Raw genomic sequence first — 23940 nt, 5'->3', positions numbered from 1 at the left:
AATTGCTTAGGCGTGCTGCAAACGGTATTCCGCGGCGTGCGCAACGAGCGTGAGGCATCCGCAGATCACAAAGTAAATCAGCCCGGCGGCAAGATAGGCTTCAAGCGGCCGATACGTGCTGGCCGCAATGTTCTGGGCGGTGCGTGTCAGTTCGGCCACGCCGACCACCGAGATCAGCGACGAAGCCTTGATCAGCAGCACCATTTCATTCACGAGCGAGGGCAGCGTCAAGCGGAACGCCTGCGGCACCAGAATGCGCCGCAGCATGTCGAACGGTGAAAGCCCGAGCATACGCGCGGCTTCGAGATGGCCCGGCGGAATGCTGAGGAAGCCGCCGCGCAGAATCTCGGCGATATAGGAAGCGGAACACAGCGACACGGCGCTGATAGCCGCAACGATGGGCGAGACATTGATCCCGGCGAACGGCAGCAGGTAGTACACCAGCAACAGTTGCACGAGCATCGGCACGCCGCGAAAGAAGAATACATAGGCGCCGCCGAACATGCGGGCGGCGCGCTTCGGCGAAAGACGCGCGGCACATACGCCGATCGCGACAAAGAAACCGATTACGAGACCGGTCAGCGAAATGCCGATAGTGGCGAGCGCGGCATGCAGCAGCAGCGGCAAACCCTGGAGAAACACGGTTGTGCTGAACATAAGCGTCGCGCTCGCTCAATGCATCAATAGTTCGGCGTCGGCATCGTGGTCGGCGCATCCATCGCAACACCGAACCACTTTTTCTGCAGGGTCGCGAGGCGCCCGTCGTTGTGCATTTTCACGAGCGCGGCGTTGAAGGCATCCGCAAGCGGCTTGCTATCCGCATCTTTACGCAGGCAGTAAGCAAAGTACACTTTCGCGCCGAACGGCGGCTGCACCACGGCGAAGGTTTCGGGCCGTTGCTTGGCGACATACGCGATGTTGGTCATCGAGTTCGCGACCGCCGCGATGCGGCCGGCGGCGAGGTCGGCGTAGGCCTGATTGTTGTCGACGTATTCGCGGATTTCAGGCGGCTTCGGCAAGGTGGCGACATAGGCCTTCAGCTGGTCGAGTTGGGCCGAGCCTTTGCCCGCGCCGACAGTCTTGCCGGCAATATCCGACGATTGCTTGACGGCGGTGTCGTTGGCGCGCTTGAGCAGCGCGTCGGTGGCGTCCGCGACCGGCAGGGTGTACGTGTAGCGTTCCATGCGCGCCTTGGTCACGGTCAGCGGGCCGCCCACCATGTCGAACTTGCCGGCTTCGAGACCAGGCAGCACGCTCGGCCACGGCAGGTCGATAAAGCGCACCTTCACGCCCAGTTCCTTGCCGACCTCGGCGAACAGATCCTTATTGAAGCCCGCTTGCTGGCCGTTTTCAAGGAAGTCGAAAGGCGCGAACTGCATCTCGGTGCCGACTACGAGTTCGCCGGCTTTCTTCACTTTGGCGAGCTGGTCTTCCGCGTGGGCGCTGACGCTTGCCGCGCACAACGCCAGCATGACCAAACGACACTTCCAGCCTGCAAGGATGCTCATGGGATTCTCCGGTTGGCAAAGCGGTAGCGCGCGAAAGCGGTTTGTCGGCCGGCTCTGCGCGAGTCATTCGAGGCAGTATATACCGCACTTTTCGCGCGAAATAAATAAACACGCGAGTAGAGAAAAGCCCTTATGCGAGGCCCCGCAAAGCAACTTGCGGGTGCGCTTTTGGCGGTATATACAACGAAGATGCACGAGGACCCATGACAGGCGCGAGCGATTCGCACGCCGGTTCACAAGCCTCTTTCATCAGTTGAATCGAAGTTTTCCAGGGAGCAGCGCAATGCCCGTGACCCGCATTCCGATCATCGACCTTGCCGGCGTTCGCGCGGGCGACCCACAGGCTTTGACACGCGTGGCGTATGAAATCCGCGAAGCGTGCACCACGATCGGCTTCTTCTACGTCGTCAATCACGGTGTGCCGCAAGCGGCAATCGATAGAGCCGCACAGGCGGCGCGCACGTTCTTTGCGTTTCCTGTCGAGACCAAGCGGCGCGCGGCGGTCAATCAACGGCATCGAGGTTTCAACGCGCTCGGTGACGCCACCATGTATCAGGCAAAGCGCCCTGACTACAAGGAGTTCTTCAGCATCGGCCTCGAATTGCCGGAGGACGATCCCGATGTGCGCGCGGGGCAGGCGCTGCGCGGGCCGAACAACTGGCCGGATTTCATGCCTGCGTTGCAGCCCGCGCTTTACGGTTATTACGAAGCGGTGGCCGCATGCGGCGCCGATCTGCTGCGGGCGGTGGCGGTGAGTCTCGACGTCGACGAGCATTTCTTCGCGCCGCGCTATACGAAGCGCATGCAGCGCACGCAGATGGTCTACTATCCCCCGCAGCCGCCGCAATCGGACGCCGATCAGTTCGGTGTTGCGCCGCACACCGACTACGGCTGCATTACCTTGCTGTGGCAGGATCAGGTGGGCGGCCTGCAGGTACGCGAGATCGCCAACGAAACGTGGGTCGATGCGCCGCCGATCGAGGGCAGCTTCGTGGTGAACGTCGGCGATCTGCTGGCGCGCTGGACCAATGACCGCTTCCGCTCCACCTTGCATCGCGTGATCAATGCGTCGGGGCGCGAGCGCTACTCGATCGCGACGTTTTATGATCCTACTTACGGAGCGATGGTCGATCCGCGTGAGCTCGGTACCAGCGACGCCGACCTCAAGTACCAGCCGGTTGCCGCGGGCGACTACATTCTTGGGCGGATCAACGATTCCATGGGTTATCGGAAGAAAGCGTCCGCGGCAGGGACGCAAGGAACCACTGCATGACAGATAACAGTTTGGCAAACGGCGTAGCGAGCAGGTCAGGGGGCAACGCAATCCATCAGGCCGCGCCGCTTTCAGCCACGCTCGATGCACTGCGTGCCGCGCTCGGCGCCGACGCGGTGCGCGTGGGCGAGCAGATCGGCGAACATGCGATGACCGACTGGACGCGCCACGATCCGACGCGTCCGGCTGCGCTGCTCCTGCCGCGCAGCACGGAAGACGTCTCGCGCGCGCTGGCGATTTGCCACGCGGCGCATCAACCCGTGGTGCCGCAGGGCGGCATGACCGGCCTTGCCGGCGGCGCAATTGCGCGGGCGACCGATATCGCGCTGTCGCTCGAGCGGCTCGCCGGTGTGGAAGAAATCGACACCGCCTCGGCCACGCTCACCGTGCGCGCCGGCACCACGTTGCAAACCGCGCAGGAAGCCGCTGCCGAAGCCGGCTTCGAACTCGCGCTCGATCTCGGCGCACGCGGCTCGTGCCAGATTGGCGGCAATCTGGCGACCAACGCGGGCGGCAATCGCGTGATCCAGTCAGGCACCGCGCGCGATCAGGTACTCGGCCTCGAAGTCGTGCTCGCCAACGGCGACGTGTTGACTTCGCTCGGCAAGATGGTCAAGAACAATACGGGCTACGACCTGAAACACTGGTTCATCGGTTCGGAAGGCACGCTCGGCGTGATCACGCGCGCGGTGCTGCGGCTCCATCCGCCGCGTGCGGCGCGCCACACTGCGCTCGTCGCACTCGACGGTTACGACGCCGCCGTGAACCTGCTGCGCCGCCTGTCGACGCGCTTTGGCAACGACATTGGCGCGTTCGAAATCATGTGGCCGGATTTCTACGATTTCGGCGTGAAGCTAACGGGTACGCGTTCACCGTTCGCCGATTCGCACGCGCTTTATGCATTGATCGAACACGCGAGCTTCGATGCAAGCGACGACGGTGAGCGCTTCTCCGCCGCGCTGACCGAAGCGCTCGAAACAGAAGCGATCCGTGACGCGGTGATCGCGCAATCGGTGGCCGACGTGCGCGCGTTATGGGCGATTCGCGAATGCACCGCCGAGTTTCCGGTGCGGCTCGATGCGATCAACTTCGACGTGAGCTTGCCGATCGGCGAGATCGGCGCTTTCGCCGATCGTTGCCGCGCGGCGCTCGACCAGCGCTGGCCGGGCAACGCATCGTATTTCTTTGGGCATATCGGCGACTCGAATCTGCATGTCACCGTCGACGGCCATTCGATCCCCGGCGTCGATCACCGTGCGGTGTATGGGTTCGTCTACGAAATGCTGGGGCCGTTGCGCGGTTCGGTGTCGGCGGAACACGGGATTGGCTTGCTCAAGCGCGAGTACTTGCCGATCTCGCGCTCACCGGCTGAATTGGCCGCCATGGCCGCGATCAAACATGCTTTGGATCCGCACGGCATTCTGAATCCAGGCAAGCTGTTCTGAGCGAAGACGCGCCGCGCGAATTAACGCGGCGCGTCTTCGGCATGCGTGAGCAGTTCGTTGGCGTAACGCCGGTACAGCCATGACAGCGAGGCCGCTGCGAACACGACGAACACGGCATTGAGCAGCGCCTGAAAGATCGCGAGGACGGCGACACCCTCGGTCTGATGCGTGGCCAGCATCTTCGGGCCAACGATCAGGAACAGGAGGGCGGTGACGACAAAGAGCGGCACATAAGTCACGAAGCCCACGCCGATGATGCTCCATACGTGCCCACGGCTGTCCCGCCACGCCGCGCGCAGGGCAACCCGGCTGCCGAGTGCGATGGACGGATAGAGCAGGCTCAGGCGGATGAGCACGAACAGATATATGAGCAGCAGCGGCACATAGACCAGGAATCCCATCTTCAGCGAGCGCATGGCGAAAAAAGTGAACCCTATGATCGCCAGCACGACCAGCATGATGGCGAGCCACACCAGCGCATAGCGGGCGAGCGGTTTGCCGTTGAGCGGCACGAGCGGATGCGCGCCTTCGCCAAGCAGCACGAAACGATGGACCTTGATGGTCAGCGTGCCGGATACCGCCAGTTGCAGAACGAACCAGACCAGCGACAGCAGGCCGTGGCCGACACGCGTCATCGCATCCATAGTGTCAGCGGCGGCGGGACGTTGTTCTATCAGCAGCGAGGTGCAGGCCAATACGGCGCAGACACCCAGGAACAACCAGGGCATCTGGGTGACGGCTTGCCACGAACTGATCCAGCCTTTTTTGACGCAGGCCCCGAAGGTCAACTGTTCCATAGTTTTTAGCCAAATTTTTTTCAATGTGTTGCGACAGGGTCCAATCCGGTCGATGTGACCACGGGTTGTGCGGCGGGTGAGGCGAGATAGTCGAGCAGTGTCTTCGCCTCTTCCGGATGTTCGGCGCCTACCGGGATGCCCGCAGCATAGCGCGTGACCGATTGCACCGACTCCGGAATCTTTCCGACGAACGTGGCGCCCGGCACCGGCAGCAACTCGCTGACCTGCTGGAATCCCACTTCGTAGTCGCCATTGGCGACCACCGACGCGACCGGAATCTTCGGGATCATCTTCGCCTTGGCTTTCACCTGATCCTCGATGCCGAGCTTCCTGAAGAGCTCGCGCTCGATATAGACCCCGCTCGCGCTGTCCGAGTAGGCGATCGATCGGGCATGGAGCAAGGTCTCTTTCAGTGCCTCGACTGAACTGATATCGGGCTTCGGCGCACCGCTCTTCACGGCCATGCCAATGCGGGAATCGGCCAGCTCGACGCGCGATCCGGGAATCACCTTGCCTTGCTTGATCAGCTCGTCGAGCGCGTAGCCGACCATGATGACCACATCGGCATGTTCGCCGCGCGCGAGCCGGTTCGGAATCGCCTCCGGCGATTGACCCATCGACGGCCCGAGGATGGTGTCGAGCGTGTTGCCGGTCGACGCCGTGAATTTGGGGCCGAGCAGTTTATAGGCGGCGGTGAAGCCGCCCGAACTCATCACGCGGAGTTCGGCGGCCTGTACGTTTGCTGTTGCAACGGTGCTGGCCAACAGCCCGGCGGCCAACAGGGTCTGAAAAAAGGTTTTCATCCGGATAAGCGTGGCAGTGTGATGTGGATAAGAGTGTGATGCGCTCACGGGGCTTCGCGCGTTGACTGTAACCGCAGCGTCCCGCCCCCTTATACATACCATACCTGAACAGCGGTCCGAATAGCGGGCTGCGTGCAACCCGTACACGCAGCCGCCGGATTCTCCGATCTTCTGGCGACAGGGCGCTTGCCCTTAGTCAATGCGCATTCAGATACCGCGCAATCACCGGAAATACATCCACTGCCGCGTTCTTGCCGAAGATGCAGTCGATATGCCCGTAGCCGGGAATCAGATGCCGTTCATAAGGCTGCTCGGGGAAGTGCTTGACCAGCATGTCGTACGTGAACTCGGTGCTCACCGGCAGATAGGTTTCGTTTTTTTCGCCGTGGATGAAGCCGATCGGCAGTCGCATGCCTTGCAGACCTCTCATGCCGTCCGTCCCCGTCAGATACACGTCTTTACCGGCCGCATCGACAACCTTGCCCGCGCGCACCATGGCGGCCAGATGCCTGAACACTTCGATGTCGTGCACGCCGAACAATTCCTGCAGGTTCGCGTGAAGCGTCTCGTTCAATTGTTGATGTTCGTAGAGCAGGCCGTAAAGGAAGGTCGTGCGGTGACAGATCGGACTTCCGCAGCCCTGTTGGTGATTCAGCGGGTAGAGGCGCAACGCTTCGTCGAGCAGATTCTGCGGCCACGAGCCGCGTTCCGTAAAGGCGGTCAGGTCGTGCACGCCGAGATGCGCCATGATGTCCGGCACGTGCAGGCCGCACTTGATCTTCTCCAGCGTGCCCGGCACCGGGTGCGCCGAGACCTGCGAGATAACCGCCGAGCGCACGCCTTCGAGGCCCGCCAGCAGCGACATCGTCAATGCCATCCCACCCATGCAGTGGCCCAGAACCTGAATGTCCTGCAGGCCGGTCAAAGCCCGTACTTTGGCGACCGCAGCCGGGATGTCCTCGCGAGCGACCTTGTCGACGGTGGTCGGCACCAGCACGCTCGGCATTTCGATGCTGACGCGCAGGTCGACGAGCCACACGTCATAGCCGGCCGCGCAGAGATACTCCACCAGATTGGTCCCGGTCAGATCGGTGGAGAAGATCCGGCTCGACACGCCCGAGCCGTGAATCAGCAGCACGGGGCGCAGCGGCGCGTTGGGCGGCGCGGCGTAGCGCGTGAGTCGCAGGGTAGTCCCGTCGGGTGTGTCGAAGAAGACCAATTGCGGCACGGGTGCGCGCAGCGCGCGCTTCAGGCGCGGCGGCGCGTCTGGGTTGTAAAACTGCAAGGGCGCGGCCACGCCGCCGTATTCGGTGAACAGCACGCCCGCGAAAAACTTGCCGAACTTCAGGGTCCATTCGAGGCGCGTTTCCAGATCGGGTGCGTTGGTGACTTCCAGCGTGCGTTGCTGCTTGAGGAAATTCTCGGGCGTGATGATCAGCGTCGCTTTGCCGACTACCGGCGCGTCCGTGTGCGCCGGCTCGCGAATTTCGGCGTACAGCGTGTTGGTCTGCTCCCACAGATTGATTGGCGACGTTCGCGTGATGATCTTCTGTCCGCTCAGGGTGTACGTCTTGCCTTCGGTGGCGTTGAGCGTCATGCGGTAATTCATGTTGCGCTGGTCCACGTCCGATTCATTGACCACGAACAGATTGAAGGTGCCGTCGGTGATTGTCATGGGTTGCGCACTGAGCGCGGGACAAGTCAGCGTGCCGGTGGTGTGGGCCAGATGTTGCGGATTGCTCAGCATATCGGCGAGGTTGTCCGATTCGACTGTCAACGTGAATTCGATCGGACTGGTGGCGGCTTCGCCCTCGACGGCCGGCGTATAGGTGCCGACCATCGTTTCGGTGAAACGCAGCCCGATCTGTTGAGGCGCGGGTGCAGCGTCGGTGCCCAAGGCCTGGTAGTCGATGTTCCAGCCTCGCGCGTTGGCGAGCAGCGCGCAATTGCGTTCCGCCAGCGCGGAAATCGTCAGCAGCGGATTGACACCGAGCGACATCGGCATGACCGCGCCATCCATCACATACAGGCCGTCGTGCACCGTATTTCCGGCTGCGCTGCTGAAAACCCGGCCCTGATGGTCGACCACACCGCGCTCTGCGTCTTCGCCCATCCCGCAGCCGCCGAGCGGATGGACGGTGACGATGCGGTTATCGAGCAGGTCGGTCGAGATCGGGTTGCGCACGTATTTGCCGCCGAGCGGTGTCTGCGCTTTCTTGAGCGTTTCTTCGACGGTCTGGAAGATCGGCTGCTTGCCGGCGTTCGGCCAGTCGATGCGCGGCCTGCCCCGGTCGTCCACGCTGATCTGGCCGCTTTCGTCGTCGTGCGCCATCACCAGGTAGGTTTGCGTGTGGTTGAGGGCGCCGTGGTAAGGGCCGCGCAGGAGGCTCTCGATCACGCGCGCGTCGTAGCCGAGCGGTTCCCCGGCGGCGCGCGGCGCGGGAATGTCGACGCCTTCGAGCGGCGCGGCGCCGCCGAGCAGGGCGGTCATCGCAGCGCCGACCGCGCCGGCGAGCGAACCTTCTTCGATCACGAAGCCGTCTTTCACGTCAGGGGTATTGCGGTGGTCGATGATGCCGGTAATGGTCGGGCCGACCGCCGGGATCTCGCCTGGCTTGTGCGCACCCCAGCCTACGCCGTTGATGACATCTTCGGTGTTGTAGGCAAAGGCGAGGACGTCGCCGTTGCCGGTGAAGTGGTGGCCAAGCATGTCCGAAACGGTGAGCCCCGCCTCGCGCGAGCGCAGCAGCAGGGCGGTCGAACCGATCGTGCCGGCCGACATGATGACGATATCGGCGGCAACGAACAGATCGGGCGCGTCATAAATCTCGCGGCCCAGCTTGACCTCCTGAAAGCGCACGAGCCACTTTTGCGTGGCCGCGTCGCGACCCACCGAATGCACCGCTGCGCCCGTGAAAATATGGGCGCCATGCGCGACGGCATCGGGCAGATAGTTCATGTGCGTCGAATTCTTCGCATCGTAATTGCAGCCGGAGTTGCAATCGCCGCAACCGACGCAGGCCTTCTGCCCGACACCCGCCGCGTTTACCCGGTCCTCGAAGGTGACGGTGACTTCAGGTGGATAAAAGCGATCCGCCATGCCGAGCGCCTGCGCGGATTGTTTGAGCGCCTGCAGTTTGGGCAGCTGCAAAAAATCGCCGGACACCGCCGACGGCTGCAGCATGGCGTGCGCGAGTTCGTAGCCTTTGTCGCGTCCTGCCGCATCGGCGCGTAGCGCCTCGGGCCAGCGCGGGTCGTCCCATAAGCGCGGGTCGGCTTTGAGCGCAACATTCGCGTTGATCAGCGAGGTGCCGCCCAATCCGCAGCCCACCACCGCATTCACGTCTTCATTCACGTGGACTTCGAGCAGCGCGAGCGGCGAGCCGATTTGCGCGAGAGCGGTGTTGTACTGAATCTGCGCGGCGCCTTCGATCGGCGTGCGGGGGTAGTCGCCGGCCATGAATTCGCGACCGCGTTCCAGCACGCACACGCTTCTGCCGGCGCGCGCCATCCGGCTCGCGGCGATCGCACCGCCATAACCCGAACCCACCACCACTACATCGTAATGCGGCTGCATTGCTGTCAGGGCGCTCGATAAGCGGTTCATCAGGACCACCTCGTCAGGAAGGGGATGCCGGGTGGGGGAACCCGGACTTCGGAAGGAAGACGGTGCGCGGCTGCCGCTTTTTTATCCCACGCGATGCACGATGTCAAAAAAAGGCGCATCGTACGGGGCGCGTGCGCGGAACCGGCCCGCTTTCCGGAACGGCCGGAAAGCGGAGGCCGTCGCCCCGCGCCGGTCTTTGAAGGTGCTATTAGGCGGCTACTTCATTCATTTCGCTGTCGCTCGATTCGGCGGCGAGCAGGTTCAACGCGAGCAGAATCACCGCGCGATTGTCGGCGTCGATCTCGATGCCGAGTTCGTCGGTCAGCCAGCGGCCGATCTTGGTATTGGAAAATTCGGTGGCGCCGGCCGTCTTTTTCATGGTGACGCCAAGTTTGACGGCGCGATAGTGATATGAGGGCACACGATGCTGAGCCGCAACCGCCGACAGACCGCCTTTGCCTTCCGAGCACCAGCCGAGGCTGCCGGCCAGTACGATGCGCTCCGGCTCGTCGAGGCTGTCGATAAACGCGCGCGCCGCAAGCCGCACGCCTTGTTCATTGAGACCGTATTGCAGCAGCACGCTTTCGACGGGATCTTCCAGCGCCTGCGCGTGCAGATCGATTTCCTGCGCCATGCCTTCGTTTTCCATCGACACATTGCGCTGATGGCCGGCGCTGCGCAGGCAGTCGATCAGGTACCGGCGAAAATACGCGCACAGTGCGTAGCCGTTGGACGGCGCGCTGTCGGCGCAGGCATTGGTGTCGGTGTGGCCCGGAGCGAGGCGCAGCACCTTCGCGTAGATGAACTGCGCGACCAGTTCTTCCTTGTCTTCACCAAGCGCCTGCAATTCAAGCGGGTGATAGGTACGCAGCGCCCGCTTGACCAGATCGACCATCGACACCATTTCGTCGCCGGACAACTGGGTGCGCCGGCGCCACAGGTCGGGCAGGATCGCATCGTCGAGATTGCGGACGAACGCGTGGCTCGGAACTGCGCCCATGAAAACCTCCATAAGGGGAAAGACCAGGAGCGCGGGGAGCCTTGACTGCAGGCAGGGAAGGGGGCTGAAACTGTTAAACCGCGCTTGAAAGTGACGTCAGTATGGTTTTCGGCGCCGGCTTCGCCTATATGGATTAAGTGTTAGCTGATGGGTAAACTGTCGGGTAAACCATCCGTACGCCCGCCTGTTTTTGTCTGTTTGCCTTCTGAAAGCCGTGAGTTGCACCGAATGACCGCAGCGGCGCGGTCGAGTACCGCAATAGCTGATGCAGCAACGCTCGCGCGCCGGGCCTGTACGATGCCTGTGCCGTTTAAGTTTCGTCCCATGCCTTCGAATCCGCCGTGCCGGACCGCCAACATCTTGCATGGGACCGCAATAGGCGCTAAAGCACCCACTCCGGCCGACAAAGGAGACCGCATGATGCGGGCCGCCCCAATCCAGCGTGCAATCGACGAAGACCTGGTGCGCGTGCTATACGCGCAAGACCCAATCGCCTTCTTTTCGCACTGGTTCTCGATCGCGGTGCTGGTGGCGATCTACTGGCCGAACATTCCGTCGCCGCGGCTGTTCATGGCGTGCTTCGGCTTCTACGCGGCGGCCAATTGCGCCGGCCTCGCGTTGTGGATCTGCAATCGCCGCTATCCGCATCTGGTCACGCCGCGCGGCTGGATCAATCTGCATGCGGTGCGCGGCATGCTGCTGTATAGCGGGCCGGGATTGGCGGTGTGGTTCGCGTTCCAGAGTCCGCAGACCGACCTGCCGCTGCTGCACACGGTGATGCTCGTGACGCTGGCCGCCGGCGTATTCATGTCGAACGGCTTCGATCTGCTCAACTTCTCGACCTCGATTCCGTTTCTGCTGCTGCCCTCGATCGTGCTGCATTTCGGCACGCACACGTTCGATCGCACGATTCTCGCGATCGTCCTCGCGTTCTTCTTCTGCGCGATCAACGTCTACGCGCTCAGCTATCGCAAGCTGTTCCACCAGGTCGTGCAGGCTCGTGTCGACCAGCAATATCTGGCCGAGTCGCTGGCGGCGCAAAAGCGTGTCGCCGAAGAGGCGAGTCTTGCCAAAACGCGCTTTTTCGCCGCCGCGAGTCACGATTTGCGCCAGCCGCTGCACGCGATCGGCCTGCTGGCGGCTTCGCTCAACGACACGGCGGCGACGCCCGTGCAGCACGCGAAGACGGCTCAGCACATCGTCTATAACGTCGAAGCGTTGAACCAGCTGTTCAACCAGGTGCTCGATCTCGCCAGACTCGAAAGTGGCGTGACTCAGGTAATCCGACTGCATTTCCGGCTGTCGGAACTGTTCGAGCGGGTCGGCAGCCAGTACCGGCCGCAAGCTGCGGCCAAGGGCCTGGCGTTGCGGATCGCGCCGGCATCGGCGGTCGTGCATGACGATCCGGTGCTGGTCGAACGTGTGCTGAGCAATCTGCTCTCGAACGCGGTGCGCTATACCGAGGAGGGCGCGATCTGGGTGGGCTATCGCCGCGCGGGTCGAGCTTCAGGTGGCTATATCGAGGTGCGCGATTCCGGCGTCGGCATTCCGGCCGAAGAGCACGAGCGAATTTTCGAAGAGTTCTATCAGGTTGCCAATCCGCAGCGCGATGCACGCCAGGGCCACGGTCTAGGCTTGCCGACGGTGAAGCGCCTCGTCGAGATGCTCGGCGGCGAGCTGCAATTCCGCTCGGCGCCGGGCCGCGGTTCGACGTTCCGCTTTCCCGTGCGGCCGGGCGACGCCAGTGGAATTGTTGCCAGCCTGAACGAGACGGTGGCGGGTGGCCCGTCGGCCCAGGGACGGCGCGTACTCTGCATCGACGACGAACCGTCGATTCTCGAGGGGCTCGCCAGTCTGCTGGGACGCTGGGGTTGCATCGTGCGTGGCGCGCACGACGAGGTCGATGCACTTGTCGCGCTGGAAGACGGCTTCGTGCCGGATGCGGTGTTATGCGACTACCAGCTGGCCAATCACCGGACAGGCGCCCAGGCGTTGTCGGCCGTGCGCAATGTGCTCGCGCGGGCCGGACACGAAAGCGTGGTGACCTTGCTGATCACGGGCGACATGGCGTCGGCGGAACTGGCGGCGCTGGCCTTGCAGGGGATTCCGGTGCTGCACAAACCGGTCACACCGGCGCGCTTGCGGCGTACCCTGGAAATGTTGTGGCAACAGGCTGAACTGGATAAGGGGCGGGCGGCGTAACGGGTGGGCTAAGTAAAAGGCGGCTAGCGTAAAAGGCAGCCAGCGCAAAAGGCGGCCAGCGTAAAAAGCAGCCAGCGCAAAAGGCGGCATGAGCGCCGCCCGCGGGTATCCGTCGTTACAGGGTTTTCCCGGCTTCGAGCCAGCCGTTGATCACGGCAATCGCCGTGGAGCGGTTGTGCACGCCGAGCGCCCGGAAGATCACCGACAGATGAACCTTGACGGTGCCCTCCGCGACACCCAGTTCACGGGCGATCATCTTGTTGGTCCAGCCGCGATGCACGAGCCGCATGATGTCTTGCTGTCTGGGCGACAGGTTTTCCAGCAGATGCTGCTGGTGCGGCTGAAGCGCCTGGATCTGGACGATCGGTTCAGTGAGCGCGGCGCCGCCTTGAGTCGAGGCACGCGCGGCGCCCTGAACGGCCAGCTCGGCCGCCGTGTCGGCATGTGCAGGCACGGCTTGCGTTTCGCGCGAGCCCAGCAGGCTGAGTGCTTCCATCGGCACATAGGCGCCGCCTGACAGAACCAGTTCGATCGCCTTGAGCATGACGCTGGCAGGCTGCCGTTTGGGGACGAAACCCAGCGCGCCGGCGGCCAGCACCGCGCGCATTTCGTCGGGCGATTCTTCGGCGGAGAGAACGACGACCGGCAACGCGGGGTTCGCCTTCAGCAGCACCTCAAGCGACGAAGCGCCGCCCATGCCCGGCATATGCAGATCGACGATGGCGAGGTCGTGGTCGGCGTCGGGCCGCGCGGCGGCAGCGAGTGTTTCCCAGCTATCGGCTTCGTCGAATTGCGCGTCGGGGTCGAGGCCGCGCAACAACCCTTTGACGCCTTGCCGGATCAGTTCATGGTCGTCGGCCACAAGAAACTTCATAATGTCTCCGCGAGTCGGACCTGCGCGTTGTGGACTACCACCGCCGTGCTGCTGGCTGCTCTTCCCGTTTTACTTCTATTTTCGTTTGGCGTCATGGCCGGCTACCCCGCGATCATATGCCGATCGATGGCGCGGCGAGCTTTGCGGCCCGCCGCATAATTTGACAGTCTGGTTATATGCTCGCCGGCTGGTTCGATGCACCAGCATATTGTGTAAGGCAGGTCTCCCGCGCATAGGTTCCGGCTTGGTAGGAAGACGAGCCGCATGACACTATTTTGAAGCAGTCTACGCATGAATCCGCAGGTTATGCGCACCAGATGAAATCACACGAATGCGTGATTCGAATACGTGACTCATTTGACGGCGAATAACGTGGCATTCATCAGAAGCTTGAACGCGAATCCGAGCGACATTGCCGAGCCCACGCCGAAACACCACAGCGCGACGAACCACAGCCAGCCAGGCAGCCTGCGCGTGGGCAGGTGAGAGCCGTTGCGGGCGGCCTTGAGGTCCGTGTCCTTAGTGATAGTGATGTTGGTCGCCATGACGCACCTTGCCTCGAAATACCCAATAACCCATCGTCGTATACGCGATGATGACCGGCAGAATCACCGCCGCGCCAACTAACGTGAACATCTGGCTCGAGCGCGGCGCGGCGGCTTCCCAGAGGGTCATGCTCGAAGGAATCGCATACGGCCACAAGCTCACCAGCAACCCGGCATAGCCTAGCAGCACCAGCAGCAGCGCCAGCACGAACGGCGTGTTGTGATGCCGCGCGCGTACCGCGCGATGCATGAAGAATGCGCAGACCGCCACAAGGAACGGCACAGGCAGCAGCCGGTAGAACAGGTTGTCGTGGAACCAGCGTTGCGCGATATTCGGATCTTGCAGCGGCGTCCACAGACTGACCATTGCGATGAACCCGAGCAGCACGAGCGTCAACGGCCACACAACGCGATGCAGGCGGCGCTGCAGATCGCCTTCGGTTTTCGCAACCAGCCAGCAACAGCCGAGCAGTGCGTAGGTGATCACCAGACCGAGGCCGGTCAGCAGACTGAACGGCGTGAGCCAGCCGAAGGCGTCGCCCGCATAGCCGCCGTCGATCACCGGGATGCCTTGCAGGAACGCGCCCAGCACGATGCCCTGAAAGAAGGTGGCGCCCGCCGATCCGCCGATGAACGCCAGGTCCCACAAATGTTTCGTGCGCTTGGCCTTGGTGCGAATCTCGAACGACACGCCGCGGAAAATCAGACACACGAGCATGAAGATCAGCGGCAGGTACAGCGCGGACAGCACGGTCGAGTAGACCACCGGAAACACCGCGAACAGCGCGGCGCCGCCCAGCACCAGCCAGGTTTCGTTGCCGTCCCACACGGGCGCGACGGTATTCATCATCAGGTCGCGTTCTTTTTCATCGGGGAAGAACGGGAAGACGATGCCGATGCCCAGATCGAAGCCGTCGAGCACCACGTACATGAATAGGCCCAGTGCGATGATCGCGGCCCACGCTACGGTTACGTCCATTTTCTTTCTCTTTGTCTGGCAGGTTCAGGTCAGGCCGCGTCGATCATCTGATCGGCGGCGGACAGGGGGCGGCGCGCGGTCTGATTCGGCGTGTGTTCCGGCACGCCGTGCGGGGTGTGTCCCGGCAGTGCGGGGCCCGCGCGCATCAGCTTGAGCATGTAGTAGATGCCGGTGCCGAACACGAGGAAATAGACCACCACGAACGCCATCAGCGAGATGCCGACCTGCTGCGCGGTGAGCGGCGACACCGCCTGCGAGGTGCGCATCACGCCGTACACCACCCACGGCTGACGGCCTGCTTCCGTGGTGACCCAACCCGCCAGCAAGGTGATGAAGCCGGTCGGGCCCATTGCCACCACGACACGCTGAAACCACTTCGCTTCGAACAGGCGTTGCCGGCGGCGCAGTACCCACGCGGCGAGCGACATCAGGATCATCAGCACGCCGAGCCCGGCCATGATGCGAAAGCTCCAGAACACCACCGTCGAGTTCGGGCGGTCTTCGGGTGGGAATTCCTTCAGGCCGCGAATCTCGCCGTCCCAGCTATGCGTGAGGATCAGGCTGCCGAGGTGCGGAATCGACACCGCGTAACGCGTGGTCTCCGCCTGCATGTCGGGAATGCCGAACAGATTCAGCGGCGTGCCGCCTTTCTCGGTTTCCCACAGACCCTCGATCGCGGCGATTTTGGCCGGCTGATACTTGCGCGTGTTCAAACCATGCTGATCGCCGACGAATGCCTGAATCGGCGTGAGGATCAGAAGCAGCCAGAGCGCCATCGAGAACATCTTTTTGACCGCCGGATCGCGCCGGCCGCGCAGCAGATGCCATGCGCCCACCGCCGCCACCACCAGCCCCGCGACGATGAATGCCGCCAGCGCCATATGCGCGAGCCGGTACGGGAACGAGGGGTTGAAAATGATCTTGAACCAGTCGAGCGGCACGACGTGGCCGTTCACGACTTCAAAGCCTTGCGGCGTTTGCATCCAGCTATTGGACGCGAGAATCCAGAAGGTCGAGATCAGCGTGCCGATCGCCACCATCAGCGTGGCGCCGAAGTGGGCGCGCGGACTCACACGCTGCCAGCCGAACAGCATGATGCCGAGGAAGCCCGCCTCGAGGAAGAACGCGGTCATCACCTCGTACATCAGGAGCGGCCCGGTGATCGGTCCGGCGAAACTGGAGAAGCCTGACCAGTTGGTGCCGAACTGGTAGCTCATCACGACGCCGGACACGACGCCCATACCGAAGGCGACTGCGAAGATCTTCGACCAGAACAGGCAAAGATCTTTGTAGTACGCCTTGCCGGTTTTCAGCCAGCGCCATTCGAGCACGGCGATGAAGCTGGCGAGGCCGATGCTGAGCGCCGGAAAAACAATGTGAAACGAAACGGTGAACGCAAATTGAATGCGGGCGAGATCGAATGCCGAAATTGCGGAGTTCATGAGCGTGAAGTGGCTTAGGTGCGTCGTGCCCGGAGGCGGACTACGCGCGTCGACCGTTGTCGGTGCGCACTGCGCTGGGCAGATGGCGCAAGAGTAGGGGAACGCGTTGTTTTTTGCTGCAACGCGACGTGCGTCAAAAAACCACCTTGTTTCGCGCGAATTTTCGATTTTGAGACGGCAAATCGTTGATAGGTATCAAGTTTTCCTAATTGCGCGCTTGCATGCATTGCACGTAGCTGGTGCGAAACTGCGGCAATAGACCGCGCTGCAGCAACGATCCTTGACGCCTTTACGTCTGTTGCGTGGGCCTGGGGTCCCCCGCAAGCCGCTTGACTTCAATATTTCTTGAGCATAAAGTTTTATTCATGTGCAGGAATTAATGGCCGCGATGTGTTCCCGGCCCATCAGGAGACAAGCCTTGCTCAATCTCATGCCCGGTTCGCTCGCGGGACTCCGCATCGTCGATCTGTCACGCGTGCTGGGTGGTCCGTATTGCACGCAAATCCTCGCTGACCACGGCGCCGAGGTCATCAAGGTCGAACCGCCTGACGGCGACGAAACCCGCACCTGGGGGCCGCCGTTCGATGGCGACACGGCCTCGTATTTCATTGGCGTGAATCGCAACAAACTCGGCGTCACGCTCGATCTGCGGCAGGAGTCGGAGCGTCAGAAACTGCTGGCGCTGCTCGAGACGGCCGACGTACTCGTCGAAAACTTCAAGATCGGCACGCTGGAACGTTGGGGCCTCGGCTACGACACCTTGCAGGCGCGTTTTCCGCGGCTCGTGCATTGCCGGGTGTCCGGCTTCGGTGCGGATGGCCCGCTCGGCGCTTTGCCCGGTTACGACGCGGCGGTCCAGGCACTCACCGGTTTGATGAGCGTGAACGGCGAGGCGGGCGGCGCGCCGTTGCGCATCGGCGTGCCGATCGTCGATCTGGTCACCGGGTTGAACGCCGCGCTCGGCGTCCTGATGGCGCTGCGCGAACGCGAGACGAGCGGGCGGGGGCAGTTCGTCGAATCGACCTTGTTCGATTGCGCGCTGTCGCTCCTGCATCCGCATACGCCGAACTGGTTTTACTCGGGTAAAGAGCCGCAACGCAGCGGCAACGCGCATCCCAACATCACGCCGTACGACATGTTCCATACGGGCAGCGTCGATATTTTTCTGGCAGTGGGCAACAACGCGCAGTTCGCGGGACTGTGCGCCGTGATCGATGCGCAGGTGCTCGTCGAGGATCCGCGTTTTGCCAGCAATAAGGAGCGCAGCGCGCATCGCCGCGAATTGCGCGCCGAACTCGAGAAACGCTTTGCGTCGTGGGAAGGCGAGTTGCTCGCCGACACGCTGATCCGGCGCGGCGTGCCGTGTGCGCCGGTGCTTGGGCTGGGTGCGGCGCTGGAGCATCCGCATACGGCACATCGCGGCATGCGGGTGGAAATGGGCACGTACCAGGGCATTGCGTCGCCGATCAAGCTGAGCCGCACGCCGGCCAGTTACCGTAGTACGCCTCCGGCACTCAATGAGCACGCCGAACAGGTCTTCGGCAAGCCGCCCGCTGACGACTGACGTTTTCGCATCGCTTCAGGCAACCCCGTCGATACAACAAGGAGCGGCCGCGTGCCGCCAAGGAGACAGCATGTGCATTGATCGCGCAGGACGACGCTCGCCGTCGGGTTTCACGTTCTGGTTCATCGCGCCCCTCGAGTGGGCGCACTGCACGCGAGGAGCCGCACGATGCTCGCGCTGATCGGTACGGTCGCCATTGTTGCGCTATTCGGGTTGATCATCACGAAGCGCCTTTCGCCGCTGGTCGCGCTGATCGTCGTGCCGATCGGGGCGGCGCTCGTTGCCGGTTTTGGGCTGTCGACGGGCAAGTACATCGTGCACGGCGTGCAGAACATCGGGCCGGTAGCCGGTATGTTTGTGTTTGCTATTCTTTTCTTCGGCATCCTGACGGATGCGGGCATGCTCGATCCGATCATCAACGGGGTATTGCGCGTGGTCGGCTGCCATCCGACGCGTATTGTGATGGGCTCGGCCTTGCTCGCATTGCTGATTCACCTCGACGGCTCCGGCGCGGTGACGTTCCTCGTCACCTTGCCCGCGATGCTGCCGCTGTACACGCGCCTTGGCATCGACAAGCGGATTCTCGCATGCGTGGCGTCGATGGCGGCCGGTGTCAATTTTCTGCCGTGGGTCGGGCCGATGCTGCGCGCCTCGGCCGCCTTGCATATTCCCGGCACGGTGATTTTTTATCCGATGATTCCGGTGCAGATCGTCGGTCTGGTGTTCGTGTTCGGCACCGCGTATGTGCTCGGCAAGCGTGAAGAAAAGCGCCTCGGTCTCGATCGCGCGAGTGCGGCGGCGGTCGCGGTGACACCTCGCGAACTCACGCCCGAGGAACGGGCGCTGCGCCGCCCGGGCCGCTTCTGGATCAATCTTGCATTGACGCTGATTGTGCTGGTCACGCTGGTATCGGGCATTGTCGATCCGATGGTGATGTTCATGCTCGGCACGGTTGCCGCATTGATCATCAACTATCCCGACGTCAGGCAGCAGCGCGAGCGTATCGACGCGCACGCCAAAGCCGCGCTGATGATGGCGAGCGTCCTTCTCGCGGCCGGCGCGTTCACCGGCATCATGTCCGGCACCGGCATGCTCGCGGCGATGGCGCAGGTCGTGGTGCAGCACGTGCCGGTCGATCATGCGCGCCATATGCCGTTCGTGCTGGGGCTCGTCTCGATGCCTTTGAGCCTGCTGTTCGATCCCGATTCGTTTTACTTCGGCATTCTGCCGGTGCTGGCCGAGAGCGCGAAGATGCTCGGCGTGCCGCCGGTGCAGATGGCGCAGGCCGCCTTGCTCGGCCAGATGACAACCGGTTTTCCGGTGAGTCCGCTGACGCCCGCGACGTTTCTGATCGTCGGCCTGACCGGTGTCGAACTGGCCGAGCACCAGAAATTCACGATTCCCTTTCTGTTCGCCGCCACGATCCTCATGGTGTTCACCGCGGTGTTGATCGGGGTGTTTCCACTGTAAATCCGCTTTGAGCGCGCTTCGCCTATGTTTGACGAGGCGCAGGTACCAGGCAGTAGTGACCCGGCAGTAACGACCCAGCAACGACCCAGGATGTAGACATGAATTTCGACCTCACTGAAGACCAGCAATCGATCCAGGCCGCGATCGAAAAGATCTGCGAAAAATACGACGACGAGTACTGGCTCGCTCGCGACCGCGACGGCGGTTTTCCGCATGACTTTCATCGCACGCTGGCCGATGCCGGCTGGCTCGGTATCGCGATGTCGCCGGAATATGGCGGCTCCGGTCTCGGCATGACCGAAGCCGCGTTGATGATGCGTACGATCAGCGGCACGGGCGCGGGCTTATCGGGCGCCTCGGCGGTGCATATGAACATCTTCGGACTTAACCCGGTGCAGGTGTTCGGCAACGACGAACAGAAGCGCCGTTTTTTACCGCCGCTGATCGAGGGCCGCGACAAGGCCTGCTTCGCGGTAACCGAACCGGACGCCGGGCTCGATACCACGCATCTGAAAACCCAGGCGGTGCGTGAGGGAGAACACTACGTGCTGACTGGCCGCAAGATCTGGATCTCGACGGCTCAGGTCGCGAACAAGATGCTGATCATTGCGCGGACCACGCCGCTCGACCAGGCCGCCAAACCGACCGACGGCCTCACGCTGTTCTATACCGACCTCGACCGCGAGCGCGTGGAGGTGCGCGAGATCGAAAAGATGGGCCGCAAGGCGGTTGATTCGAACATGCTGTTCATCGACAACCTGCGTGTGCCTGTCGAGGACCGCATCGGCGAGGAGGGCGCTGGTTTTCGCTATTTGCTGCATGGCCTGAACCCCGAGCGCATCCTGATTGCCGCCGAAGCCATCGGTCTCGGTCAGGCGGCGTTGAAGCGCGCGACGCAGTACGCGAAGGAACGCGTGGTATTTGGCCGGCCGATTGGCCAGAACCAGGCCATTCAGCACCCGCTCGCCCAGGCCTGGATGCAGCTCGAAGCGGCCAACCTGATGGTGTTCAAAGCCGCCTCGCTCTACGACGCCGGTCAACCCTGCGGCGCCGAAGCCAACGCGGCCAAGTATCTCGCCGCGGAAGCCGCATTCCAGTCATGCCAGACGGCGATCGCCACGCTCGGCGGGATGGGTTACGCGAAGGAATATCATGTCGAACGCTATCTGCGGGAGTGTATGATTCCGAGGCTCGCGCCCGTGAGCCCGCAGATGATCATGTGTTTCATCGCGGAGAAAGTACTGGGCCTGCCGAAGTCGTACTGAGCGTTTCACCTCGCCGCCATGGATGTCAAACTCGTTGCCCGCACGTTAGACCTGTTCGAACTGTTCGCCGCCGAACAACGGCCGCTGCCGCTCACCGAACTCGCGCGTTTGCTGAACGTGCCGGTGTCGAGCTGTCTCGCGCTTGCTCGCACGCTGGTGAGCCGCGGCTACCTGTACGAGGTCAGAAAACGCGGCGGCTACTATCCGACGCGTCGTTTGCAATTGCTCGCAAACGCGATCAATGCGGTCGACCCAATCGTCGAGATGGTTCATCCGCGCCTTGTGGAATTGCGCGACGCGAGTGGCGAGACGGCGGTGCTCGGCAAGATTCACGGTACCGCTGTGGTGTATCTCGACGTGGTCGAGTCGACCAAGGCGATTCGTTATACGCGTGCGCCCGGCGAGTTGCGTCCGTTGCACGCGAACTCGATCGGCAAGGCGATTTTCGGTGAACTCGATACCACGGCGCAGCAATCACTCGGCGCACAACTGTCGTTCGAACGCTTCACCGCTGCAACGGTTGCCGATCTGCCCGCGCTTGTCGCGCAAGCAGCGAATGCAAAGGTTCAGGGCTGGTGCGCCAATCTCGGCGAGAGCGCGCCGGAGCTCTCGGCGATCGCGGTGGCCATGACGATTGGCGGGGACCTGTATGGTCTTTCGGTGGTGGGCCCGACCGAGCGCATACAGAAAGATCAGAAGGCCCATGCGCGTGAACTGATGCGCGTGAAGCAGGCGATCGAGGCGCAGGAGCAGCAGGAACCGCAGGAATAACGACGCCGGCTAGGCGATCGAGATAAAGAGTTGTTTGCCGCACGCGGCCGCGTAGCGGCGCAGCGTGTCGATAGAAGGCGAGTGCTGTCCTGAAGCAAGCGCCCGTTCCAGCCGGGTGATGGCCGGCGCTTTCGTGCCCATACGCTCGGCGACCTGCGCTTGAGTCAAACCGGCTTCACGCCGTGCGGCGAGCATCTGATCGAGCAGTGCGAATTCTTCGCGGTTCAGCCGTTCGTATTCGGCACGTACTTCGGGATCGGCGAGCGCCCGTTCGCGCATTGCCTTATAAGTTGCCATTTCTGATCTCCAGCAGTCTTTTGCGCGCCACGTCCAGTTCGTTGCGTGGCGTTTGTTGCGACTTCTTCACGAAGCTGTGAAGCATGACGATTTGCCGTTCGACGATCGCGCAGTAGAACACTCTGGCGATGCCTTCCGCACCTTTGAGGCGCATCTCGAACAAACCGCCACCCATTGACGCGGTGTGCGGCTCACCGAGATTCGGGCCGTGTTCCTCCATGCGATCGGCCAGCGCGATAAAGCGCGCGAGCAGCGTTTTCGGCAAGGAGGCAACGTTCACTTTGACCTTTTCGTTGTAAAAGCCAATCGTAAATGCCATTGAAATTGATGATAACAAATATGTTATTAATGCACAAGCACACGACGTCGCCGATTGTTGGTGTCATGCAGCAAAAGGCGGGGGCATTGCCCGGCTGAGAATCGAACGAAGGGAAGAGGGCGAAGGCAGGACCGCGATGAGCGGTTACGACGGCATTGGCGCAACTGGCAGTTCGGTTGGTTCGAGGCGTGCGGGGCGCGATAGCGGGCGCGGCACGGTGAAAATCTCCTTTAACATGGGCCGGCTGAATGTGGATGCCGGATTGAGGTTCGGGACTAAGGTCCACTCGTCATCAACCGACAATACCTCCGTTCGCGCCGACTTTCTATTGGCCTGTCAGCTAGCCATCGGGCTAGTTTATTTCTACCATGCAACTTGCCGGCAGGCGCCTCATGCCGCGCCGTTATCCGTTGTTCATGCCTGCCAGTCATTTCGAATGCCACGTGAACCGGCGCTGTTCTTCGTGAGTCAGTCATCAATTCAGTCATCAAAGTGTGTTGCAGGCCGTGTCATGCTTGAGTAAGCATCCCGCCGTGTACCGCCGGTCGTTTTTCTTCCACGTTCCACCCAGTCGCCTGCACACGCTTCGAGTTCGTCCTGCATTCGCGGTTGATCGGGTTAATGCGGCGGTTAGTGCAGCGGCAACGGTTTTGTTTTCGTCGGACGGCACGGCCCATGCTGTGCGAATGATCTGAGAGGCATGCTTCATCCACCTGCCGGCGACGGCAGACGTCATCCCGAAGGAGTCAGCAGATGAGCACGATCACCACGAAAGACGGTACGGAAATTTTCTACAAGGACTGGGGCAAAGGCCGCCCGATTGTCTTCTCGCACGGCTGGCCGTTGTCCGCGGATGCCTGGGACGCGCAGATGCTGTTCCTCGGCAGCAAAGGCTTTCGCGTGATCGCGCACGACCGGCGCAGTCATGGCCGCTCGGCGCAGACGTGGGAGGGCAACGATATGGATACCTACGCCGACGATCTCGCCGCGCTGATCGAGCACCTCGACCTGCAGGACGCTACGATGGTCGGGCATTCGACCGGGGGTGGGGAGGTCGCGCACTACATCGGCCGGCACGGCACGAAACGCGTGGCGAAGGCCGTGCTGATCGGTGCTGTGCCGCCGCTGATGCTCAAGACGGAAGGCAATCCCGAAGGCACGCCGATCGACGTGTTCGACGGCATCCGCAAGGGCGTGGTAGACGACCGTTCGCAGTTTTTCAAGGATCTGGCGCTGCCGTTTTATGGTTACAACCGTCCGAACGCGAAGGTGTCGCAGGGCGTGATCGATTCGTTCTGGGCGCAAGGCATGGTCGGTTCGATCAAGGGGCTGTACGACTGCATCAAGCAGTTCTCCGAAGTCGACTACACGGAAGATCTGAAGAAGATCGATGTGCCGACGCTGGTGCTGCATGGCGACGACGACCAGATCGTGCCGATCGACGCGGCCGGCCGCAAGACGGCAGAAATTGTCAGGGACGCCACGCTCAAGGTCTACCCGGGCGGGCAGCACGGCATGTGCACGGTCGAAGCCGACAAGGTAAACGCCGATCTGCTGGAATTTATCGGTTCCTGATGCGCGGGCGCTGACATAGTGGGTGTGGCCGGCGGGAGGCGATTTGCCTGCGCCGGCCGCCTTCGTATCTGGCCCCGTTCTACGCGGGTGGTAGCGAGGTGCCCATCTGTGCATTGGCGTTCAAAGCGGAGTAGCGAAGTGGCTGGATAGCGCATTGCCAACGACTGAATTGGCTGTTTTGTTATACGACGTCACATAAATAAA

At 62.2% G+C, this 23940-nt stretch carries 20 protein-coding genes; 8 read left to right on the top strand and 12 right to left on the bottom strand.

Annotated features, from left to right (window positions below; genetic code table 11):
• Positions 1–6: 6 nt before the first annotated feature.
• Together BCY88_RS23610 and BCY88_RS23605 are read right to left on the bottom strand one after the other, a co-directional pair.
• A complete protein-coding gene (locus tag BCY88_RS23610; protein WP_120346584.1) occupies positions 7–657 on the bottom strand; it encodes an amino acid ABC transporter permease in 651 nt (216 codons plus the stop codon).
• 23 nt (positions 658–680) lie between these two features.
• On the bottom strand, positions 681–1508 hold the full coding sequence (locus BCY88_RS23605; RefSeq protein ID WP_120346583.1) for a transporter substrate-binding domain-containing protein: 828 nt from the start codon (positions 1506–1508) through the stop codon (positions 681–683).
• A gap of 283 nt (positions 1509–1791) precedes the next feature.
• Here BCY88_RS23605 and BCY88_RS23600 point away from each other — a divergent pair, with 283 nt between their 5' ends.
• Both BCY88_RS23600 and BCY88_RS23595 read left to right on the top strand, forming a co-directional pair.
• On the top strand, positions 1792–2781 hold the full coding sequence (locus BCY88_RS23600; protein ID WP_120346582.1) for an isopenicillin N synthase family dioxygenase: 990 nt from the start codon (positions 1792–1794) through the stop codon (positions 2779–2781).
• Positions 2778–4226, top strand: coding sequence for an FAD-binding oxidoreductase (locus BCY88_RS23595; protein ID WP_120346581.1), 1449 nt, complete (start codon positions 2778–2780; stop codon positions 4224–4226). Before BCY88_RS23600 ends, BCY88_RS23595 begins: the two co-directional genes overlap by 4 nt.
• 20 nt (positions 4227–4246) lie before the next feature.
• On the opposite strand, the gene BCY88_RS23590 is transcribed toward BCY88_RS23595, so the two are convergent.
• The 4 genes from BCY88_RS23590 to BCY88_RS23575 all read right to left on the bottom strand — a co-directional run bounded on the left by BCY88_RS23590 (position 4247) and on the right by BCY88_RS23575 (position 10433).
• Positions 4247–5023, bottom strand: coding sequence for a hypothetical protein (locus BCY88_RS23590; protein WP_120346580.1), 777 nt, complete (start codon positions 5021–5023; stop codon positions 4247–4249).
• Between the two features lie 20 nt (positions 5024–5043).
• The gene (locus BCY88_RS23585) at positions 5044–5826 is read right to left on the bottom strand and encodes a substrate-binding domain-containing protein (RefSeq protein WP_120346579.1); all 783 of its coding nucleotides are present in this window, start codon (positions 5824–5826) and stop codon (positions 5044–5046) included.
• Positions 5827–6022: 196 nt separating this feature from the next.
• Positions 6023–9433 (bottom strand): alpha/beta fold hydrolase, encoded by a 3411-nt coding sequence (locus BCY88_RS23580; RefSeq protein WP_120346578.1) that lies wholly within the window; start codon positions 9431–9433, stop codon positions 6023–6025.
• 208 nt (positions 9434–9641) lie between these two features.
• Entirely contained in the window at positions 9642–10433 is a 792-nt protein-coding gene (locus BCY88_RS23575; protein ID WP_120346577.1) for a hypothetical protein, read from the bottom strand.
• 420 nt (positions 10434–10853) lie between these two features.
• Between BCY88_RS23575 and BCY88_RS23570 the strand changes: the two genes are divergently transcribed.
• Positions 10854–12635: an ATP-binding response regulator gene (locus BCY88_RS23570; protein ID WP_120346629.1), complete on the top strand. Its 1782-nt coding sequence runs from the start codon at positions 10854–10856 to the stop codon at positions 12633–12635.
• Positions 12636–12750: 115 nt separating this feature from the next.
• Here BCY88_RS23570 and BCY88_RS23565 read toward each other — a convergent pair whose 3' ends face one another.
• The 4 genes from BCY88_RS23565 to BCY88_RS23550 all read right to left on the bottom strand — a co-directional run bounded on the left by BCY88_RS23565 (position 12751) and on the right by BCY88_RS23550 (position 16475).
• Positions 12751–13509, bottom strand: coding sequence for a response regulator transcription factor (locus tag BCY88_RS23565; protein WP_120346576.1), 759 nt, complete (start codon positions 13507–13509; stop codon positions 12751–12753).
• Positions 13510–13862: 353 nt separating this feature from the next.
• Positions 13863–14054, bottom strand: coding sequence for a hypothetical protein (locus tag BCY88_RS23560; protein ID WP_120346575.1), 192 nt, complete (start codon positions 14052–14054; stop codon positions 13863–13865).
• On the bottom strand, positions 14029–15033 hold the full coding sequence (gene cydB, locus BCY88_RS23555) for a cytochrome d ubiquinol oxidase subunit II (RefSeq protein WP_120346574.1): 1005 nt from the start codon (positions 15031–15033) through the stop codon (positions 14029–14031). Before cydB ends, BCY88_RS23560 begins: the two co-directional genes overlap by 26 nt.
• A gap of 29 nt (positions 15034–15062) precedes the next feature.
• Positions 15063–16475 (bottom strand): cytochrome ubiquinol oxidase subunit I, encoded by a 1413-nt coding sequence (locus tag BCY88_RS23550; RefSeq protein ID WP_120346573.1) that lies wholly within the window; start codon positions 16473–16475, stop codon positions 15063–15065.
• A gap of 430 nt (positions 16476–16905) precedes the next feature.
• Between BCY88_RS23550 and BCY88_RS23545 the strand changes: the two genes are divergently transcribed.
• The 4 genes from BCY88_RS23545 (at position 16906) to BCY88_RS23530 (ending at position 21545) form a co-directional block, all read left to right on the top strand.
• Positions 16906–18039, top strand: coding sequence for a CaiB/BaiF CoA transferase family protein (locus BCY88_RS23545; protein ID WP_120346628.1), 1134 nt, complete (start codon positions 16906–16908; stop codon positions 18037–18039).
• Positions 18040–18207: 168 nt separating this feature from the next.
• Positions 18208–19509: a CitMHS family transporter gene (locus BCY88_RS23540; protein ID WP_120346572.1), complete on the top strand. Its 1302-nt coding sequence runs from the start codon at positions 18208–18210 to the stop codon at positions 19507–19509.
• A 98-nt stretch (positions 19510–19607) separates the two neighbouring features.
• Positions 19608–20774, top strand: a complete 1167-nt coding sequence (locus BCY88_RS23535; protein WP_120346571.1) for an acyl-CoA dehydrogenase family protein — start codon at positions 19608–19610, stop codon at positions 20772–20774.
• Positions 20775–20792: 18 nt separating this feature from the next.
• On the top strand, positions 20793–21545 hold the full coding sequence (locus BCY88_RS23530; protein ID WP_120346570.1) for an IclR family transcriptional regulator: 753 nt from the start codon (positions 20793–20795) through the stop codon (positions 21543–21545).
• A gap of 9 nt (positions 21546–21554) precedes the next feature.
• On the opposite strand, the gene BCY88_RS23525 is transcribed toward BCY88_RS23530, so the two are convergent.
• On the bottom strand, positions 21555–21842 hold the full coding sequence (locus BCY88_RS23525) for a helix-turn-helix domain-containing protein (RefSeq protein ID WP_063498788.1): 288 nt from the start codon (positions 21840–21842) through the stop codon (positions 21555–21557).
• Entirely contained in the window at positions 21829–22161 is a 333-nt protein-coding gene (locus BCY88_RS23520) for a type II toxin-antitoxin system RelE/ParE family toxin (RefSeq protein WP_120346569.1), read from the bottom strand. The genes BCY88_RS23525 and BCY88_RS23520 overlap by 14 nt, the downstream gene beginning before the upstream one ends.
• A 753-nt stretch (positions 22162–22914) precedes the next feature.
• On the opposite strand from BCY88_RS23520, the gene BCY88_RS23515 reads away from it, so the two are divergent.
• Complete coding sequence (locus BCY88_RS23515; RefSeq protein ID WP_120346568.1) at positions 22915–23736, top strand: alpha/beta fold hydrolase; 822 nt, start codon at positions 22915–22917, stop codon at positions 23734–23736.
• The last annotated feature ends 204 nt before the right edge of the window (positions 23737–23940 follow it).

This window comes from Paraburkholderia fungorum (genome assembly GCF_003610895.1).
Lineage (GTDB): Bacteria > Pseudomonadota > Gammaproteobacteria > Burkholderiales > Burkholderiaceae > Paraburkholderia > Paraburkholderia fungorum_B.
Note: the sequence above shows the minus strand (reverse complement) of the source record. Positions and strands in the feature narration are given on the sequence as shown.

Bases quoted from the DNA above. Each gene is read 5' to 3' on its own strand.
- BCY88_RS23545 (WP_120346628.1), top strand. From the start codon at position 16,906: ATGCCCGGTTCGCTCGCGGGACTCCGCATCGTCGATCTGTCACGCGTG.
- BCY88_RS23530 (WP_120346570.1), top strand. From the start codon at position 20,793: ATGGATGTCAAACTCGTTGCCCGCACGTTAGACCTGTTCGAACTGTTC.
- BCY88_RS23590 (WP_120346580.1), bottom strand. From the start codon at position 5,023: ATGGAACAGTTGACCTTCGGGGCCTGCGTCAAAAAAGGCTGGATCAGT.
- BCY88_RS23610 (WP_120346584.1), bottom strand. From the start codon at position 657: ATGTTCAGCACAACCGTGTTTCTCCAGGGTTTGCCGCTGCTGCTGCAT.
- BCY88_RS23585 (WP_120346579.1), bottom strand. From the start codon at position 5,826: ATGAAAACCTTTTTTCAGACCCTGTTGGCCGCCGGGCTGTTGGCCAGC.
- BCY88_RS23575 (WP_120346577.1), bottom strand. From the start codon at position 10,433: ATGGGCGCAGTTCCGAGCCACGCGTTCGTCCGCAATCTCGACGATGCG.
- BCY88_RS23580 (WP_120346578.1), bottom strand. From the start codon at position 9,433: ATGAACCGCTTATCGAGCGCCCTGACAGCAATGCAGCCGCATTACGAT.
- BCY88_RS23525 (WP_063498788.1), bottom strand. From the start codon at position 21,842: ATGGCAACTTATAAGGCAATGCGCGAACGGGCGCTCGCCGATCCCGAA.
- BCY88_RS23535 (WP_120346571.1), top strand. From the start codon at position 19,608: ATGAATTTCGACCTCACTGAAGACCAGCAATCGATCCAGGCCGCGATC.
- cydB (WP_120346574.1), bottom strand. From the start codon at position 15,033: ATGGACGTAACCGTAGCGTGGGCCGCGATCATCGCACTGGGCCTATTC.
- BCY88_RS23595 (WP_120346581.1), top strand. From the start codon at position 2,778: ATGACAGATAACAGTTTGGCAAACGGCGTAGCGAGCAGGTCAGGGGGC.
- BCY88_RS23520 (WP_120346569.1), bottom strand. From the start codon at position 22,161: ATGGCATTTACGATTGGCTTTTACAACGAAAAGGTCAAAGTGAACGTT.
- BCY88_RS23565 (WP_120346576.1), bottom strand. From the start codon at position 13,509: ATGAAGTTTCTTGTGGCCGACGACCATGAACTGATCCGGCAAGGCGTC.
- BCY88_RS23600 (WP_120346582.1), top strand. From the start codon at position 1,792: ATGCCCGTGACCCGCATTCCGATCATCGACCTTGCCGGCGTTCGCGCG.
- BCY88_RS23540 (WP_120346572.1), top strand. From the start codon at position 18,208: ATGCTCGCGCTGATCGGTACGGTCGCCATTGTTGCGCTATTCGGGTTG.
- BCY88_RS23550 (WP_120346573.1), bottom strand. From the start codon at position 16,475: ATGAACTCCGCAATTTCGGCATTCGATCTCGCCCGCATTCAATTTGCG.
- BCY88_RS23605 (WP_120346583.1), bottom strand. From the start codon at position 1,508: ATGAGCATCCTTGCAGGCTGGAAGTGTCGTTTGGTCATGCTGGCGTTG.
- BCY88_RS23515 (WP_120346568.1), top strand. From the start codon at position 22,915: ATGAGCACGATCACCACGAAAGACGGTACGGAAATTTTCTACAAGGAC.
- BCY88_RS23570 (WP_120346629.1), top strand. From the start codon at position 10,854: ATGCGGGCCGCCCCAATCCAGCGTGCAATCGACGAAGACCTGGTGCGC.
- BCY88_RS23560 (WP_120346575.1), bottom strand. From the start codon at position 14,054: ATGGCGACCAACATCACTATCACTAAGGACACGGACCTCAAGGCCGCC.